The 17628-nt window shown below is 35.2% G+C and carries 18 protein-coding genes; 11 read left to right on the forward strand and 7 right to left on the reverse strand.

Features of this window, described 5'->3' with window-relative positions; translation table 11 throughout:
- Positions 1–210 precede the first annotated feature (210 nt).
- Positions 211–1008 carry a S1C family serine protease gene (locus AC2VNP_RS09785; protein ID WP_486917157.1) on the forward strand — a complete coding sequence of 266 codons (798 nt, stop codon included), beginning with the start codon at positions 211–213 and terminating at the stop codon, positions 1006–1008.
- Between the two features lie 151 nt (positions 1009–1159).
- On the opposite strand, the gene AC2VNP_RS09790 is transcribed toward AC2VNP_RS09785, so the two are convergent.
- Positions 1160–1912 (reverse strand): serine/threonine-protein kinase, encoded by a 753-nt coding sequence (locus tag AC2VNP_RS09790; RefSeq protein WP_486917158.1) that lies wholly within the window; start codon positions 1910–1912, stop codon positions 1160–1162.
- A gap of 238 nt (positions 1913–2150) precedes the next feature.
- On the opposite strand from AC2VNP_RS09790, the gene AC2VNP_RS09795 reads away from it, so the two are divergent.
- Positions 2151–3080 carry an NAD-dependent epimerase/dehydratase family protein gene (locus tag AC2VNP_RS09795; protein WP_486917159.1) on the forward strand — a complete coding sequence of 310 codons (930 nt, stop codon included), beginning with the start codon at positions 2151–2153 and terminating at the stop codon, positions 3078–3080.
- Between the two features lie 2 nt (positions 3081–3082).
- Positions 3083–4216, forward strand: a complete 1134-nt coding sequence (locus AC2VNP_RS09800) for a glycosyltransferase family 4 protein (protein ID WP_486917160.1) — start codon at positions 3083–3085, stop codon at positions 4214–4216.
- Between the two features lie 109 nt (positions 4217–4325).
- Here AC2VNP_RS09800 and AC2VNP_RS09805 read toward each other — a convergent pair whose 3' ends face one another.
- Together AC2VNP_RS09805 and AC2VNP_RS09810 are read right to left on the reverse strand one after the other, a co-directional pair.
- Entirely contained in the window at positions 4326–4892 is a 567-nt protein-coding gene (locus tag AC2VNP_RS09805) for an AarF/UbiB family protein (protein ID WP_486917161.1), read from the reverse strand.
- A gap of 46 nt (positions 4893–4938) precedes the next feature.
- Positions 4939–5529: a hypothetical protein gene (locus AC2VNP_RS09810; protein WP_486917162.1), complete on the reverse strand. Its 591-nt coding sequence runs from the start codon at positions 5527–5529 to the stop codon at positions 4939–4941.
- A 410-nt stretch (positions 5530–5939) separates the two neighbouring features.
- On the opposite strand from AC2VNP_RS09810, the gene AC2VNP_RS09815 reads away from it, so the two are divergent.
- The 3 genes from AC2VNP_RS09815 to AC2VNP_RS09825 are packed head-to-tail and all read left to right on the forward strand — an operon-like array spanning position 5940 to position 8470.
- Positions 5940–6680 (forward strand): metallophosphoesterase family protein, encoded by a 741-nt coding sequence (locus AC2VNP_RS09815; RefSeq protein ID WP_486917268.1) that lies wholly within the window; start codon positions 5940–5942, stop codon positions 6678–6680.
- A gap of 18 nt (positions 6681–6698) precedes the next feature.
- Positions 6699–7562 carry a UV DNA damage repair endonuclease UvsE gene (gene uvsE, locus AC2VNP_RS09820; RefSeq protein ID WP_486917163.1) on the forward strand — a complete coding sequence of 288 codons (864 nt, stop codon included), beginning with the start codon at positions 6699–6701 and terminating at the stop codon, positions 7560–7562.
- Positions 7563–7606: 44 nt separating this feature from the next.
- On the forward strand, positions 7607–8470 hold the full coding sequence (locus AC2VNP_RS09825) for a DUF6671 family protein (protein ID WP_486917164.1): 864 nt from the start codon (positions 7607–7609) through the stop codon (positions 8468–8470).
- A 3-nt stretch (positions 8471–8473) separates the two neighbouring features.
- On the opposite strand, the gene AC2VNP_RS09830 is transcribed toward AC2VNP_RS09825, so the two are convergent.
- The 3 genes from AC2VNP_RS09830 to AC2VNP_RS09840 form a co-directional block, all read right to left on the reverse strand.
- Positions 8474–8602, reverse strand: a complete 129-nt coding sequence (locus AC2VNP_RS09830) for a hypothetical protein (RefSeq protein ID WP_486917165.1) — start codon at positions 8600–8602, stop codon at positions 8474–8476.
- A gap of 82 nt (positions 8603–8684) precedes the next feature.
- On the reverse strand, positions 8685–10286 hold the full coding sequence (locus tag AC2VNP_RS09835; RefSeq protein WP_486917166.1) for an ABC-F family ATP-binding cassette domain-containing protein: 1602 nt from the start codon (positions 10284–10286) through the stop codon (positions 8685–8687).
- A gap of 149 nt (positions 10287–10435) precedes the next feature.
- Positions 10436–11560, reverse strand: a complete 1125-nt coding sequence (locus AC2VNP_RS09840) for a GGDEF domain-containing protein (RefSeq protein ID WP_486917167.1) — start codon at positions 11558–11560, stop codon at positions 10436–10438.
- 236 nt (positions 11561–11796) lie between these two features.
- Between AC2VNP_RS09840 and AC2VNP_RS09845 the strand changes: the two genes are divergently transcribed.
- On the forward strand, positions 11797–12108 hold the full coding sequence (locus AC2VNP_RS09845) for a hypothetical protein (protein WP_486917168.1): 312 nt from the start codon (positions 11797–11799) through the stop codon (positions 12106–12108).
- 106 nt (positions 12109–12214) lie between these two features.
- Here the strand turns inward: AC2VNP_RS09845 and AC2VNP_RS09850 are convergent, their stop codons facing one another.
- On the reverse strand, positions 12215–13366 hold the full coding sequence (locus tag AC2VNP_RS09850; RefSeq protein WP_486917169.1) for an acyl-CoA dehydrogenase family protein: 1152 nt from the start codon (positions 13364–13366) through the stop codon (positions 12215–12217).
- A gap of 288 nt (positions 13367–13654) precedes the next feature.
- Here AC2VNP_RS09850 and AC2VNP_RS09855 point away from each other — a divergent pair, with 288 nt between their 5' ends.
- The 4 genes from AC2VNP_RS09855 to AC2VNP_RS09870 all read left to right on the forward strand — a co-directional run bounded on the left by AC2VNP_RS09855 (position 13655) and on the right by AC2VNP_RS09870 (position 17549).
- Entirely contained in the window at positions 13655–14191 is a 537-nt protein-coding gene (locus AC2VNP_RS09855) for an RNA polymerase sigma factor (RefSeq protein WP_486917170.1), read from the forward strand.
- Position 14192: 1 nt separating this feature from the next.
- On the forward strand, positions 14193–15071 hold the full coding sequence (locus AC2VNP_RS09860) for a stage II sporulation protein P (protein WP_486917171.1): 879 nt from the start codon (positions 14193–14195) through the stop codon (positions 15069–15071).
- A gap of 153 nt (positions 15072–15224) precedes the next feature.
- Positions 15225–16523, forward strand: coding sequence for an FAD-dependent oxidoreductase (locus tag AC2VNP_RS09865; RefSeq protein ID WP_486917172.1), 1299 nt, complete (start codon positions 15225–15227; stop codon positions 16521–16523).
- 21 nt (positions 16524–16544) lie between these two features.
- The gene (locus AC2VNP_RS09870; protein WP_486917173.1) at positions 16545–17549 is read left to right on the forward strand and encodes a class I SAM-dependent methyltransferase; all 1005 of its coding nucleotides are present in this window, start codon (positions 16545–16547) and stop codon (positions 17547–17549) included.
- Positions 17550–17628: the final 79 nt, after the last annotated feature.

Raw genomic sequence — 17628 nt, forward strand, 5'->3', positions numbered from 1 at the left:
ATAGCTTCTTTAGACTTGTTAGAGTAGTTACTAGTCTTAGGATACGATAAAAGACAGGATGAATTCCTGTCTTTTTTATATGGACAAAAAGTCCAGGATAAGGATTACATATTTGTTCCTCTATAGCGATAGAGAGTACAGTGATACTTCGTGTTTTCTAAATAAAAATGATATGATTAGAATAGTATTTATAAGAGGGTGGAGGAGCTTATGAGCGATAAAGAAAATGAAAATATAGAAGAGCATCAATACGAGGAGCCGTCACCGGAAGATTTTTTATTTGAAGAAGACGAAGAAGATCTTGAACGAGTTGAAAAGCAAAAAAAGCGTAAAGTCTTTATTATAAAAACCGTTGCCATTAGTGTTTCTTTTTTATTAGTTTTGAACGTATTAGGTGTATGGTTAAATATGTTTAATTTAAATGCACTGCAATTTTTAAGAACGTCTAATGAACTATCCAAACAAGAAGATATTCAATTATATAAAGAAGCCGTTGTCACCATTCAAGGTAGCAACTCAAGAGGAACGGGCTTTGCTGTGTCGCCAGACGGGATGATCATTACCAATCACCACGTAGTGGATGGGAAAGGACAACTTGTCGTTAGTTTTCCAAATGGAGATTTGTATGAAGGAACGGTAATTGATTCCAATGAAGACTTAGATCTCGCTTTTGTATCTGTTCCTGCCAAGGATGTTCCGCACCTTGCTTTAGATGAAAACAGTGGATCCATTGGAGATCCGATTTATGTCATCGGTAATCCATTAATGCATTCTCAAATTGTGACCGACGGGGAAATCGTGGAAAATGAAGACCGTCTACATGTGTTAAAAATTTCGGCACCGATTTATAGCGGTAATAGCGGAAGTCCTGTTATCAATGAAGAAGGAAAGGTTATTGGGGTAGTCTATGCTCGAACGGTTCCACGATTACTTGATGATAACAACTCAGTAGGGTTAGCAATTCCAATCCAATATGTAAATGATGAATTACAGCAGCTCATTCGGTAATAATTGAAGATATACGTCATCTGTGAGCTTGTCTTTGTGAACTAAAAGCCACGGAAATAGATTAGGCCCTTGCAAATCATATGAAGAACTTCAACATATCAGTATTAAAAAGCTCATTTAAGGAAAATACCTTATATGAGCTTTTGTTAAATCAATTGAGATAGTTGCATTCCAATGCCCTCATAAACTCCTGTGCAGATTGATATCTATCACTTGGATTAGAAGAAGTTGCTTTTTTTAATATGACTTTTAATTTTTTATTCTTTACTAATTTATAAGCTTTGTTTAAATCAGTCGGGGCTTTTCCAGTTATTAAATATAGGCATAGACATCCTGCTCCAAAGACATCTGCACTATCATTAATTTCAATGTAACGGTGCTTGGACTCTGGAGGAGAATATTCTTTGGTTCCCCATTTTCTTTTCCCTCTAAATGAGTTGTCTTCGTTCTTCTTTACTGCTACACCAAAATCAATTAATTTTAAGTTTTCTGGATTATTGTCTTTGATTAAAACATTATGTGGCATAATGTCACCATGAAGAATTCCATATTCATTTAAAACATAAATAGCTTTTAATGTACTAACGGTTATTCTGACTGCAGTCTCTATAGGGTACTGCGCTCCATATTTGTAATAACCTAATCGTTTTCCACTATATGCTTCCATGATGATATACGCATATCGATCCTCAATAAAAAAATCATAAAACTCAATTAAATGAGGATGAGATGGATATCTTTCCATTATTTTTGCTTCTTTTTTGGCCTGTTTTTTATTTTTCATTCTTTTTATAGCTACCACTCTATTTTTGTACGTATCTATTGCTTTAAATACTTTGCTAGAGTTACCTTCCCCTAACTTTTCTCCTGATATCTCATATCTCCCTTTTAGAAGATAAAGCATAAGATCAGCTCCTATTATTAAATAGTCACATCGTCTCTTTCTATATTTATATTGATATGAATTTTGAAAGGAGTTGTAACTACCTTTGTCCTAGAAAACTTAAGAGTTTCATAAATCTTTTGTATTTATATTTAGATTTGTGCCAATTTATGGTGAAAATGGATATTTTACTTATTCGGACAGCCTTATTTTTTCATAAGGTATTATAAAATATCTTAATCAAAAGGAGTTGTAACTCTTGGACAAAGTATTAGTAACTGGAGGGGCTGGATTTATCGGTTCCCATATAGTTGAAATGTTATTAAACAATGGTTTTGAAGTGATCGTTGTGGATAATATCTCAACAGGTAAGAGTGAAAATATACCAAGGGGTATTACGTATTATCCAATAGATATATTGAGTCAATCATTGGAAGATGTCTTTAACAATGAGAGTCCACAATACGTGATACACCAAGCAGCACAAGTTTCTGTTACAGCATCCATGGAAAATCCAGTTAAGGATGCAAGAGTTAATATAATCGGTACAATCAATATCGTTGAGTTATGCAGAAAATATAATATAAAGAAATTAATATACGCTTCGAGCTGTGCAATTTATGGTGATAACGGGAAACAAATGATTCACGAAGAATTACAGGCAAACCCAGAATCTTTTTATGGGTATTCTAAATTAATTCCTGAAATGTACATCAAGATGTATAGCAAATTATATAACTTGAACTATACAATCCTAAGGTATTCCAATGTATATGGACCGAGGCAGCGATGGGACGGGGAAGGTGGGGTTGTATCTATATTTATCCATCAACTGCTCTCGAATAAAACGCCTGTAATTTATAATGATGGAGAGCAAACTAGAGATTTTATCTTTGTTAAAGATGTAGCGAGGGCAAACCTTAAATCTTTAACTGAGGGATGTAATGAAACGATAAATATTTCGTATAACCATTCCATCTCTATTAATAAACTATATGAATGTATTAAAAATATTACCGGAGTTTCAAGGGATGCTGAATTTATAAATGGCAGACCAGGAGAAATAAGAGACAGCATGGTTAGTAATAGAAAAGCGGAAAAGTTGTTAAACTGGACCCCAGTTTATTCACTTAGTAATGGACTAAAAGAAACGGTACGTCATTATAAAAGTAATAAAGGGGAGGGGTAAAATTGGGATCGGTAAAAGGAGTGCGTATTCTCATGCTTCTTGATTATTTAAATATAAGCGGTTCAAAAACTCACGTGCTTAGTTTAGCTCAGGATTTGAGGGAGCGTGGAATGAAAGTAGTTATTACTGGTAGCAAAGGTGCTTTTGCGAAGGTGTTTAAACAAAAGGGATTTCCAGTATATTATATCAATTTTAAAGGTTCACGAGATAAAGCTTATCAAAAACTTAAGAAGATAGTTAAAGAAGAACGTATACAAATCATGCATGCTCATCAATTAGTTGCTGCAGGATATGCGGGTAAAATTTCAAAGAAATATAAACTTCCCTTAGTTACAACTTATCACGGCACGTATTATAAAGATAAAAAAATAATATCTGTAGCCAAAAAAAGTACAGCTATTATAAGCTGTAGTCCTGCAGTGGAAAAATATTTATCAGAAAAGCTAAAAATTCCATCAGTCATGATTCAAAATGGGATTAATTTTGAGCAGTTTTTCTATAAAAGTGATGACCCTTCAATTAGAAAAAATTTAGGAATAACAAATCATGAGCCAATAATTCTTTACCCGTCAAGACAGGATGGAAGAAAGTATCGAATTGGCAGACATTTAATGGAAGCATGTTACAATCTACGTAAAAATTATAATATTCCTTTACATGCTGTCTTTGCGGGTAGTGGTAGCAACCATAACAAGATGGTGCAAGCAGCCAATATTTATAATGAAGAAATGGGTGGGCCATTTCTTCATGTGATTGGAAGATACTACGATATGCCGAAGTTGTATTCATCAAGTACTGTTGTTGTTGCCACAGGAAGGTCGGCAATGGAAGCGATGGCATGTGAGCGCCCCTTAATAGCTGCAGGTATTAAAGGCTTCGTAGGAATTGTTGATAATAAAAATTATAATAAAGCGTTAAGAACTGGTTTTGGAGATCATGCTAGTAATGAGTTACCTCTATGTACTTCTATATTATTAGAGGACTGTTTAAGAAAAATGTTACTTGATAAAAATAAAGAGAAAAGAGAAAAGATTGGTAAACGAGGCTTTGAATTTATAAAGAAACACTTTGATAATAAAACAACAACAAATCAGATAGAACAACTGTATATCTCCTTATTGAAAGGAAAGTTGTAATTTAAAATCCATGTAAGGTTATTCCTCAATTACCTTACATGGATATTTTTATACTTACTTACTTACTTACTTACATTCAGATCGATTTTAAATTCAAGTAAAAGATATATCAACTCATCCAGTTCTTATAAATCTTAGGTTCGGTACGTTTTACATAATTTAAAAAATCTTTCTTAACACCAAGCTTTTTTAGCTTTCTTAATAAATAAATTGGTTTAGGTTCTACGTTTTTAAAAGCATGACCATGATCTATCACTCTAAGTTGCTCATTTTCTGTAACGATAAAATGGCGGGCATGAATGTTTAATCTTGTAAAGCCTATTTTTTTTAATTCTTTTAAACAGTAGAGTATTTGTTTGGAAATATGATCAGGTAATTCTTTTTTTAAACGCAGATACTCATATAGATCTAAACCAGTTATATATTCCATTACAATATATTTGCTTCCTGTATCATATAGTCTTGGGATGATAGGGGAACTTTGTCCAATTTCTAATGCTTTAGCTTCTAAACGAGCACTATTAGAACTATAAAAAACTTTTACACATTTATTATTGGATAGTTTAAAAACAGCGCCAGATTGTCCTCTGCCGATTAATGGATATGAGGTTGGATTATTATATTTGACAGCTCTTTTACCCGGGTATACTTTAATCTTTTTAAAATCATCTGACATAAATTCACCTCCTAATCTATTGAAACCGATTAGATTAGTTAGTATTTTAAAGATATTTCTTCATAGAAACTTGCCAATTTTTATAGGTTAACTCATCAGCTGATTTAATATGAGCTAAAAATTGATCTAATACTTCTGCTTTTTTTAGTCCTCTAAATAAATGTCTTGGTTTAGGTTCATTAACTCTTTTTGAGTTTACGTGATCAATTACTTTTATCTGTTTTTTATTTTCCATAACAATAATGTGGCGAAGTCTGGCATCGTGACGAGTAAAATTCAGCCTTTTCATTTCCTTGAGCATGGTGAATAATTGTAATGAAAGCCATTCTGGTATACTGTTATTTTTATTTAGGTAGTTCCGTAAAGAATCTCCTTTAATGTACTCCATGACAATATAATTCGCTCCAACTTCATAGACTTTCGGGAAAAATGGCGAAGATTGTGCACTTGTTAATACAGACTCTTCCAAAAGTTTGTGTTTTTTGTTAGCAAATATCTTCACGCATTTTGTTGATGATATTCTAAAAACGGCTCCTTGAGCTCCTTTTCCAATTAATTTGTAATTCGTTGTATTCTTCTTTATTTTTACCTTTTTCTTTGGTCGTTCTTCGATTTTTATTGATTCAAAATTGTTCAAATTAACACCTCCAAGATAAGTTAAGTTAACCTTTAATTAAATCTAAGTTATTACTATAGTTAATGTTATTATTCGTATATTTGAAAGGGCATTTGAATAATAAATCAAGGAAATGTGCGTTTTCTTATATGCGGTAAATAAGACTTTTGTGTTCGATATGTTCATATAGCAAATTTGCTTTAGAAATGCTATAAAAAGAGAAGGTGGAAGGAATAATAAGTTTTAAATACAATTTTTCTTTCGGGTTGCTATTGTATTAACTCTAAATACAATAAAGAAGCTTTCGTTCACAAATTAATGAGATTTATGGTAAAACAATAAATAGAATGGAGTGTCCTGCGATGGTTAGATATACTAGTATATCTTTACATAAACAACTAAATCGCAGGTTAACAGAGAGAGGAGATACAATGGAAAAAATCGCAGTCGTATCAGATATTCATGGCAATACTCCAGCTTTAGATGCTGTTTTAGCCGACATTGAAAGTCGTCAAATATCTCATATTATTTGTCTTGGAGACCTGGTCGGTAAAGGACCGCATTCTAGTTTAGTCATTGATAAAGTTAGAGCCAATTGTGAGTTGACGGTTATGGGGAATTGGGACGATATCATTACGAAAGAGCCAAAGTTTGAAACGCTTCGCTGGCACCAAGCGCAACTACGTGACGATCAAGTCACTTTTTTAGAACAACTACCTTTCTCTTTTGACTTTTATATGAGTGGGAGGTTAATTCGATTATTTCACGCTTCACCAAGAAGTGTTCATGAACGAATTCAACCGTGGGATCCGATTGAGAAAAGGCTCACGATGTTCCAAAATTCTCAATACACGGAAAATATTCAAGGTGAAAAAGAGCCTGATGTTGTCGGATACGGTGATGTACACAATGCTTATGTGCAAAACTTTCAAGGGAAAACGTTATTCAACTGTGGAAGTGTCGGAAACCCGTTAGAAATAACACAGGCTTCGTATGCGATACTAGAAGGTCAGTATCAGTCAAAACAAATGAGCAGTTTTTCAATTCAATTAGTACGAGTTCCGTATGACATCGAATTGGCGATAGCGCATGCGAAAGATGTGAATATGCCAGAGCTAGAAGATTATATGAAAGAATTAACAACTGCAAAGTACCGAGGGTTGAAAGACTGATGAAAAGGATGAGAAGAATTGCGACTAGGGTATGCTTGTCAAAATATTAGCTTGAAATCAAAGATGAGAACTTGTCGTTTAGCTACAGTTGAAAAAGAAGGAATGGCAAAAATTAAGGAACTTGCTTTGCTGAATTTAAATGAAGTCTTGAAAATGGTTCTTTGGAATGCCGAACATGATATTCTTTTCTTTCGTTTGAGCAGTGATATTATACCGTTTGGCAGTCACGATATTCTCGATTGGAATTGGTGGGAAGATGAGGACGTCCTTCATCTCACGAATCAAATCGTTGAAATAAAACAAACACATAACATGCGACTTAGTATCCATCCAGGTCAATATACTGTTCTCAATTCACCAAATGAAAATGTAGTAAGTAATGCATTAAAAGACCTAGCGTACCATGCCAAGTTAATGGATATGGTAGGTGGGACAGATATCATTATTCATACTGGCGGTGCTTATGGAAATAAAGAAGAAAGTAAACAAAGGTTTATAAAAGTCTTTAATCAATTAAGTCCAAACATAAAGGGGAAAATTCGCCTTGAAAATGATGATAAGGTGTATACCGTCAATGACGTACTGGACATTCATAAAGAAACAGGAGTACCGATATGTTTCGATATTCATCATCACTTTTGTAACCGAGTCGATACTGATATCCATGAAATTATTCCAACAGTAGTGGAAACGTGGGCGAAAGTAGGTAAACCGAAAATGCATATAAGTTCAGGAAAAACATGTAAGACTGATACGGCTCATCACGATTACATCGCTGAGGAAGATATGAATTTTTTCTTGTCTATTTTAGAAGGTTATGATGTAGACATAATGATCGAAGCTAAAATGAAAGAACAAGCGATCCTCCAGCTGAGGAAGTAGTAGGGATTTTTATCATTCTATAAGAAAGTGCAGCTGACATTAAGATGAACAGAAACAACAATATTTATTTAAACCAAATAGCGATACTAGCCACCATGCATAAAAAAGAACAGGTGATGGCTCCTATCTTAAAGCGAGAATTAGGCATTGAAATAGTAGTTCCTAAATATTTGAATACGGATGCTTTTGGTACGTTTACAAATGACGTGGAGAGAACGGGAGACCAGCTAGAAGCAGCTCGAAAAAAGTTAGAAACAGCTATGCTTGAAAGTAATCTAAGCATAGGATTGGCCAGCGAGGGCTCATTTAGTTCACACCCAATTATTCCATATTTAGCTTTTAATCGCGAACTTGTTTTGTTTGTTGATAAGGAACGAGACCTTGAGATTACAGGGTTTGCGGCAAATGGGAACACAAATTACGCAGGAGAAGTAGTTGGAAGTTTTGAAGAGGCGTATGAGTTTGCTCAAGCCCAAGGGTTTCCTGATCACGGAGTTATTGTAAAAGCATCTGAAGATACTTTAAAACCAAAAGAAATGGTAAAAGGGATTATAAATTCTGAGCAACTGAAACAAGCTGTTTCCGACTTGCTGTCCGTTTCCGGAAAATCTGTTTTTATCCAAACGGATATGCGAGCAATGTTTAATCCGACCCGAATGAAAAATATTGAATTAGCCACGTTGGATCTTGTCCAAAAACTACAGTCGTTTTGCCCAGCTTGTACAACGCCTGGGTATGAGGTCATTGAATACAAAAAAGGATTAGAATGTGAGTATTGCGGTAAACCTACCGAAGCTGTTCGGTCTCATTTGTATAAATGTAAAAAGTGTACACATGAAGAAGAAATTCTGTTTCCAAGTGGCAAGGAGTACGCCGATCCGTCTCGATGTAACTGGTGCAACCCATAAAATTTACAAATAACAAATAAAAAATAACACCGCTCTAATGATATGAGCGGTGTTTGTTTGAATAGATATGAAGTGAAAATTTCGAGAATGTCTAGCTCCAGGTGCCATCGGCTCGAGGTCGCTTTGTTCCATCAAACGTGTCTAAAGAACAAGACACGTTTTGCTGGCCCTCCAGCGCTTGTCGCCGATAAGCAGGCACCTTGTGCTTTTCTAACTAAGCACTCGCATTTGCTACTTCTAAGTACTCATCATATGTCATAAGTTTATCGACAATTGTACCTTCTGGTGTAATGTCAATAATGCGGTTAGCAATCGTTTGAATAAACTGATGGTCATGTGAAGTAAAGATCATTGACCCTTTATAGTTGATGAGACCGTTGTTTACAGCTGTAATTGATTCTAAGTCTAAGTGGTTCGTAGGCTCATCTAATAGGAGAACGTTAGCACCACTTAACATCATTTTTGAAAGCATACAACGTACTTTTTCTCCTCCAGAAAGAACACTCGCTTTTTTCATCACTTCTTCACCTGAGAATAGCATTCGACCAAGGAAACCTCTTAAGAAGCTTTCAGTTTGATCGTTTGGTGAGAATTGACGTAACCAATCAACAAGATTAAGGTCACACCCTTCAAAATACTTCGAGTTATCTTTAGGGAAGTAAGCTTGAGAAGTAGTTAAACCCCATTTATACGTTCCACTATCAGCTTCCATTTCACCCATTAAGATTTTAAATAAAGTCGATTTTGCAATTTCATTTGTACCGACTAAAGCAATTTTGTCATCTTTGCTCATCGTAAAGCTAACGTTATCTAACACTTTTACTCCATCGATCGTTTTAGAAAGACCTTCTACACGTAATAAGTCATTTCCAATTTCGCGTTCTGGAGCAAAGTGTACATAAGGATAGCGGCGAGATGATGGTTTAATATCATCTAACGAAATTTTCTCTAATGATTTCTTTCGAGAAGTTGCTTGCTTGGATTTAGACGCATTAGCCGAGAACCGCGCAATAAAGTTTTGTAGTTCTTTTATCTTCTCTTCTTTTTTCTTATTTTGATCTTGAGCCATTTTTAACGCAAGTTGACTAGACTCATACCAGAAGTCATAATTACCAACATAAATTTGAATTTTACCAAAATCTAAGTCGGCAATGTGGGTACACACTTTATTTAAGAAATGACGGTCATGGGATACAACGATAACGGTATTCTCAAAGTTAATTAAAAACTCTTCTAACCATTGGATCGCTTTAATGTCTAAGTGGTTCGTAGGCTCATCAAGTAAAAGAACATCAGGCTTACCGAATAAAGTTTGTGCAAGGAGTACTTTAACTTTATCTCCACCTGTAAGATCTGCCATTTTTTTGTAGTGAAGATCTTCGCCAATACCAAGACCTTTTAGAAGGATAGCTGCTTCAGACTCAGCTTCCCAACCGTTCATTTCGGCGAATTCACCTTCGAGTTCAGCTGCTTTAATTCCATCTTCGTCGCTAAAATCTTCTTTCATGTAAATCGCATCTTTTTCTTGCATAACTTCATATAAACGAGCATGGCCCATAATTACACACTTAAGGACTTCATGTTCTTCATATTCGAAGTGGTTCTGTTTTAAAACCGCAAGACGCTCGCCTGGATTCATATGTACTTCACCTTGTTGAGGTTCAATTTCTCCAGAAAGAATTTTGATAAACGTTGATTTCCCAGCACCGTTCGCACCGATAAGACCGTAACAGTTACCTGGTGTAAATTTAATATTTACTTCTTCAAACAGTTTTCTATCTCCGTAACGTAAACCTACATTTTGTACTGTAATCATTCAATAAAACCCTCCAAAAAACAATATCTATAAAATTATACCATTAATTCATTTGATAAAAAACTATAGTAGACTGTGACAATGGAATAAATGAAAAAAGCCTGATTAATACAATCAGGCATAACGTGTTTTTTTGACGCTGTAACTAATTATTTTTCAGTCATAAACTTACCGCCGTTTCGAAATCCAACTAGATTTCGACCAGAGCGTTTAGCAAAATAAAGGCATTCATCGGCCTCTTGAACGAGCTGATCTTGTGTCATGTCTGAGCTTGTTAAGCTCGAAACACCGATTGAAACAGTAACATTAAGTTGAGGACCGTTGATATAAAACAAAGCTCCCTCTACTGATTTACGGATCCTTTTGGCAATTTGAACAGCATCCTCTTTTTCACAGTTAGGAAGTAAAATCGAAAATTCCTCGCCGCCATTTCTTGAAATGATATCTGATGAGCGAGATTCTGACTGCAGGATCTGTCCTAATCTTTTTAACACGAAGTCACCGTTTAAGTGCCCATAAGTATCATTAATTTTTTTAAAAGAATCGATATCAATTAATAGGAAAGAGAGTTGCTTCTCTTCTTTCATTCGAGTTTCATCAATTAACTCCTGAATAGCTTTAGTAAAACCTCGAACATTGGTTAACCCTGTCAATGCATCTTCAAATGAATTCTGTTTAATGGAACGGTAATTTTCATTGGCTTCTCTAACATAACGTAAACAATACATTAGAAAAATACCTGTCAAAATAAAGACTAAACTAAATTGTAATATGATAACCATATCTCTTAATAAGAGGTATAGTGTTGCCATTCCTATCACTGTTGAATAGGCAGTCATATATAACCATTTTCTACGATACTGTTTGGATATGTATTGACCGATTATTCCACACCCTACTCCAACGAGGAGAGTTGTACTAAACGCAATTAATCCACCTAAATTTAAACCCCAAAACCAAATTCGTGCAAAACCTACGATAAGAGCTACGATTGTAGCTGGTATAAATCCAGCAAGGTGGGCTGCAAGCACAATAGAAAAATAGCGTAAGTCGATGACAGCTTCAGAGAGTTGAATGCTATATTGCATCAAAATAATTCCTAATAGACTCGACAATACACCGACTGCCAATTTTGTACGTAGTGGTGAATGAACTGACAACGCAACATCTCTATTTAAATAGCCCGAAAAGAAAATAAATGATGATAAAATTGCAGCGTTTGCAAACATTTCATGAGTAAAGTAGTACATTAAATTATAAATTCTCACTTTCATCTAAAAATAGGACAAGTTAATTATAAACATTTGAGTTTTTTTAAAACAATAGAAAATAATGTGAAAAAAAGTTAGATATTTTATAATTACAAGTTGACAGGTAGGAATTGTTTGAATAATATATAATTAGATACACAAACGTTAGAGTAATAGTAATTTTAGTAAAAAAAGATCAAAATGTTTAAGACTGAATATAAAACAGATAAATTTAGTATGAATTAAAGGGGATGTCTGGTATGTTGAAATCAGTAATTTCTAGTTTACAAAAAATGTTTGTTGAACAATACTCTACAACAATTGCACCGTATCATCTCTTATTTAATGAACAATTTATGGAGCGTTACACCTCGTATTATTCGTGGCAACAATTTATTAGAAATGGATACTTTACTACTTCAGATATACAAGAAATAATTAATAATAATAAGGCAGAATGGGATCAATTTATCGCTCAAACCACTCGTTTTAGTTCGTGGAGTGAAATGCTAAATAAAGCCGAGGAACAATATGTGCTAGAACGTCCGGATGGACCGTATCAATTGATGTAGGTTCTATTTGATGGTTGATAAAAGTTAGCAAATTTCTGTTAAAATTTAATAAAAACAAAAAGATGATTCCTAAACTAGGAGTCATCTTTTTCATTCTTACAGTGACTTATTGGCCAGAACTTCTTTGAATGGCACTTTGAGCAAGTATTTGAATAGTAGCGTCGTCCATCGGAGGGTTATGCAGTCCAGCGCGGACATCACGGTAGTATCGCTGAAGTGGATTTTTTTCGGATAAACTTCTTGCACCGACGACCCGCATCGCTTGATCGACCACTTCAATAGCTGAATTCGTAACGACATGTTTAACTGCGGCAAGATCAGGAATCGTAACTGTTTTATCCGCTAACTCATCCCATTTTTCTGCAACAGATAAGAGAAAGTACCGTGCCTGTTTTAACTTAAGCTCCATTTCACCAATTTGTCTTTGTACATTCGGTAATTCAATAATTGGATGATTAAGGCTGTTGGGTTGATAGGACCTAGCAAACTCAATTGCATAGTGACTTGCTGCTTGTGCGATCCCTAAATAGCAGGCAGGGATATGAAGCAGCCAGCCATTCGCCTTATACTTGGGCCGAGAAGAAACCATTTCTAATAAATGATCTTTCTCAACTTTGACATTTTCTAATAGTAGATCATGGCTTTCCGTTGCCCTCATTGCAATACTATCCCATGTTTCTTCAATACGAACACCTGGTATATTACGGGGGACTAAAAACTCACCAACCTCGTCACTGCCTTTAATGGTAGCTGAAACTAGGTAGTAATCGAGTGCAGGAGCCATCGTTGTAAATGTTTTTCGACCATTCATTCTCCAATGCTCTCCATCTTTTACTGCCGTCGTCTGTGGTTTACCTCCTCGTGTTGGCGAACCGGTTTGTGCCTCTGTCGCTGCTCGATTAAGTAATGCATTTTCTTTTACCTTTGCCATAACCGCTGCGTATTTTTCTTGTGTCCATGGTCGATTGGTGGCCAAATCTAAAATAATTCCAACATGCCAACCAATTGAAAGAGCAGTCGGCCCGCACCCTTGAGCTAATCGCTCATGCAGTAAAATAAATTCATACAAAGAAGCACCTTTGCCACCAAACTCTTCTGGCAATGTTAATGTCGTATAACCGATTTGTTTTAAGTCATTTATATTTTCAATTGGAAATGAACCTTCAAGATCATGCAGTAGAGCTCGTTTTGAAAACTGATCTGCTAATTGACCAATTTCTTCGTATCGTTTCTTTTGTTCTGCGGTTTTAAAAAACATATCTATCGCCCTCCCAGGTCCTTACTTATTAACTACCATGAGTTTGTTTGGAATGCAAATTTAAAGAATAATAATTTTGCTCCCAATCTATAGATACGATCAGTTTGGAGTTGATGCGTGATGTAAAATGGTAAAATAATGAAAGGTTATTTTGCCAAGTAGAAATTTAGTTAGGGAAGAGTTAAATAATCGTTGTCCGATGTTATTTCATATTAATTTTAAAAAATTGTAACCTTTTGAAGCTGAAATAAGACTAATCAGTATCACTAAAAAAGGGGAGGGTGAGTTTTGGAACGAGACCATGTAAAAGAAGAGATTAAACAAATTTACCGTGACCATTACAAAGATGTGTATAAGTTTCTAGTAGCTTTTACAAATACGAGAAATGAATCCGAAGACTTAACGCAAGAAGTTTTCATCCGTTTATTTAAATCGTTACCTAAGTTTAAAGGAGAGTCACAATTAAAAACATGGATTTTCTCGATTGCACGGAATGTTGCAATCGATCATTCAAAAAAATGCAGAAGACAGCAGTTGGTGAGTGACATTTGTTTAAAGTTTATGCCTTCTAAAGAAAAGACGACGGAAGAGATAGTTGAAGTGAAAGAAGAGATGGATACCGTGTATGCTTCATTAAAAAAGTTAAAGTATGAATATCGGATGGTTATTATACTTAGAGGAATACAAGAGTTTTCTGTGAAAGAAACTGCTCAAATCATGAAATGGAACGAGTCTAAGGTAAAAGTCAATTATCATCGAGGTTTAAAACTATTAAAAAAAGAACTACAGTCAAATAGTAGCCTAGTAAATGAAAGGTGGGTTTGAAATGGACCGAAATGATGAATTAGAACTTTTAAGAGAATTGAAGAAAAGCCATTCAAACATAACGCCAAACGAAAAGTTTGTAGATCAATTGGAAGGAAAGCTCGTTCACAAATTTTCAGCACAGTCTAAAAATAAATTAATGCTTCCTGTAACGGGCGCCATTTTTGCAAGTATTTTATTTTTATTACTGGTTTTCAATATAGATGGGTTGTTCCAACAGCCAGCTGAGAATGAAGAGGAAGTAGAGGTTTATATATACCATACTCATACGTGGGAAGCGTTCCTGCCAGAGTTGGAGATAGAAGTAAACGAGGATGATGAATTTCCAGGAGCCCATGCTTGGGACCGCGAAAATAATATTACGGCTGTTGGAGACCATTTAAGCAATGAGTTAACGAAGAGAGGAATTGTTACGATTCATGATTCCACTGATTTTCAATCAATACTTGATGAGCGCGGACTGAAGTACACGGACTCCTATGATGTGTCGAGGGAAAATGTAGAGGAAGTACTTACACAACATGACAACATTCAATTGGTGTTTGATATCCACCGTGATTCTTTATCAAGAAATCGGACGACGACGATTATCAATGGTGAAGAAGTCGCTAGAATTTATTTCAACGTCGGGGGGGATTTACAACAAAAGCGCAATCTGGATTTTGCTAGAGAGCTTCACCTATTGGCAGAAGAAATGTACCCTGGTTTATCAAGAGGTGTTGTCGAAACAGGAGGTCTAGGACGTAATGGGATTTACAATCAAGACTTGCACGATCAAGCGATATTAATAGACATTGGTGGTTATGACAATTCATTAGAGGAGGTTAAGAGAGCAGCTACGTATTTTGCAGATGTAGTAGAGGTAATTCTTGAAAAATAGCACATCTTATAAGCAGGAGACGAAGAATCTCTTGCTTTTTTTCTTTTTTTTTTGTTTTAAGTATATAAATAGGGGGAAGCTTTAATATACATAGAATGTAAATACATACTTCAGTACTAGGATAATACTCCTGGTCTTATAGGAAGTGATGTCATGAATGTTTTTATTTCAGGTGGAGGTATCGCTGGTTTAACGTTAGCGTTGAAACTTCTTCAGAATAACGTAAATGTAACCGTCGTTGAAAAAAATGCAAAACCATCTCCAAAGTATAAAGGTGAGCTATTACAACCAAAAAGTATTGAAATTTTGAGTCACTTAGGTTTAGGTGACCAATTATTGAAGTATGGTGAAAAAATAGAGCAGATGATAGTAAAAGAAATAGAACCGACACATCAGGTGAAGTATGCCAAATGGGATTATCGTATATTAGACCATTCTTTTAATTATGCCATGATGATCCCGCATGAAAAATTAAAAGAAATATTACTAGATGCTTGTCACCAATTGAGTGATCATTTTTACTTTGGGGATACAAAGTTTATAACACTAGAACCAGAAGGAACGGGCTTAAAACAAGTAGCTGTAATTGAACAGGCTGGTGAGGAGAAGAGAATACCTAGTGATTTTTTTGTTGGGGCTGAAGGGAGGATGTCACCTGTTCGTCAAACCCTTGGGATTGGTCTGAAACGCAAGAAATATAATCATCATTTTCTAACAGTATCTTTTCCTAAACCGTCACAATTAAAGGAAGCAACGATTATCACAAAAGGAGATCAACTATTAGGTGTTTTTCCATTGCCAAACGATTTAGTTCGAACCGTGTTGCTTATAAAGTCAGGTGAATATAAACAATTGCTTCGAAGTGGTTTAGACACTCTTCATCAAAGATACATCGATTTAATGCCAGCGATGGATGGGTTTGTCCAAAGTGTCGACAGCTTTAAGAAAATTCAACTGATGATTCCAGTTAATCACCACGCTGAAACCTATGTATTTAAAAATACAGCGATAATTGGTGATGCAGCTCATAGTGTCCACCCAATTGCTGGAGAGGGAATGAATTTAGCGATCCAGGATTCGGATGTACTTGGTGAGCTGTTAGCATGGATGGACCGTACAAATCAATTAGATCCAACACTTCTGCGTTGGTTTGAACGTGTAAGAAGACCTAGGGTGGAATACATTTCTAACTTAAGTCACCTTTCTGCGCTCGTATACTCATATGATTTTGCTTTGTGGAGGAAGTTTAGAATGCAAGTCCTGCAAAGAATAGAGAAAAACTCTTATCTACACTTTAAGCAAATACTAAATATTTCAGGCTTAGGAGCATGGAAAGAAAATATGTTTGATCGCTTAATGCAAGCTGGTTTTCCTTTAGCTCAACATCTAGGCCCATCTTTTAACCAAAAAGAGCATTTTTACACTAAAGAGGACGATTATCCGTGGTACTAGAAACAGGGAGGGGGATTTAAGTTGTTTAAGGAGTGGAAAAGAGTATGGGAAGCAAGGAAGTGGATGAAGAAAAATGAAGGGTTTCTTCCGACATGGCACGCCTATATTGGTTTTAAAATGAACTTATTTGATGAACTTGCTAAAGGTAAGACGCTCACTGAACTTCAACAGTCTACTAGTATGGACGAACAGTTACTCACCTGTTGGGTAGACGTAGGAACGGTTATCGGCCATTTATATATAGGGGATAACCAAAAGATTTTTCCTACTAAACATATGATCACGTATTTCTCAGCTACTAGTCGCTATTCTGTTGGCGAATTATTAAGAGAAATGATGGAGTTACACATACCGACTCTATTAAACTACCCTCATTTATTGACAAACGAGGCTACTAGAAAGAATTATGATCATGACGGATTTGGTCAGACTGTTGCAGAAACGTCAGCACTCATTGAAAAATTCGCTTTTCCTAAAGTGAAAAAGAAAATAAAGAAGTCAAAAGCTACTTCTGTTTTGGATATTGGCTGTGGTCATGCGGGTTACCTTGTTCGTTTATCTAAACTTTATAAAAATAAGGAGTTCACCGGAATTGATATAAATAGAAGTGTAGTAGACGAAGCACAGAAAAAAGTAAAAGAAAACAAGATTAGTAATATTAATATTTATCAAAAAGACATTACAACCGGAGATAAAATCAATCAAGCCTTTGATTACATTATGATGAATAACCTTCTGCATTATTTTAGTAGAGAGGGTAGAGAAGAATTGTTTCAATTAACATATGATAGCTTAGAAAAAAGTGGTTCATTAACCATTATTACTCCACTGTACTTAAGTAAAAATGGAAAGGCATTTTCGGTAGCATTCAATAGTTTTATGACTGCACATGAAAATTTACACCCGATTCCTACTGAAGATGAAATTAGAGTTTATGCCCAAAATACCGGTTACTACATAGATGAAATTACTCCTGTTGTAAAAGAAGGAAGCTGGTACATGATCGAAATGAAAAAAGAGCGCTAGTAAATTTTCTTCAATACTGGACATGCTTTTTTATGAGTATTACGCAAACATAGCAAATGCGCTCAAACCATAAAGGATT

Source organism: Alkalihalobacterium sp. TH-98, assembly GCF_057473385.1.

Bases quoted from the DNA above. Each gene is read 5' to 3' on its own strand.
- AC2VNP_RS09785 (WP_486917157.1), top strand. From the start codon at position 211: ATGAGCGATAAAGAAAATGAAAATATAGAAGAGCATCAATACGAGGAG.
- AC2VNP_RS09790 (WP_486917158.1), bottom strand. From the start codon at position 1,912: ATGCTTTATCTTCTAAAAGGGAGATATGAGATATCAGGAGAAAAGTTA.
- AC2VNP_RS09805 (WP_486917161.1), bottom strand. From the start codon at position 4,892: ATGTCAGATGATTTTAAAAAGATTAAAGTATACCCGGGTAAAAGAGCT.
- AC2VNP_RS09815 (WP_486917268.1), top strand. From the start codon at position 5,940: ATGGAAAAAATCGCAGTCGTATCAGATATTCATGGCAATACTCCAGCT.
- AC2VNP_RS09825 (WP_486917164.1), top strand. From the start codon at position 7,607: ATGAACAGAAACAACAATATTTATTTAAACCAAATAGCGATACTAGCC.
- AC2VNP_RS09830 (WP_486917165.1), bottom strand. From the start codon at position 8,602: ATGGAACAAAGCGACCTCGAGCCGATGGCACCTGGAGCTAGACATTCT.
- AC2VNP_RS09835 (WP_486917166.1), bottom strand. From the start codon at position 10,286: ATGATTACAGTACAAAATGTAGGTTTACGTTACGGAGATAGAAAACTG.
- AC2VNP_RS09840 (WP_486917167.1), bottom strand. From the start codon at position 11,560: ATGAAAGTGAGAATTTATAATTTAATGTACTACTTTACTCATGAAATG.
- AC2VNP_RS09845 (WP_486917168.1), top strand. From the start codon at position 11,797: ATGTTGAAATCAGTAATTTCTAGTTTACAAAAAATGTTTGTTGAACAA.
- AC2VNP_RS09850 (WP_486917169.1), bottom strand. From the start codon at position 13,366: ATGTTTTTTAAAACCGCAGAACAAAAGAAACGATACGAAGAAATTGGT.
- AC2VNP_RS09860 (WP_486917171.1), top strand. From the start codon at position 14,193: ATGGACCGAAATGATGAATTAGAACTTTTAAGAGAATTGAAGAAAAGC.
- AC2VNP_RS09865 (WP_486917172.1), top strand. From the start codon at position 15,225: ATGAATGTTTTTATTTCAGGTGGAGGTATCGCTGGTTTAACGTTAGCG.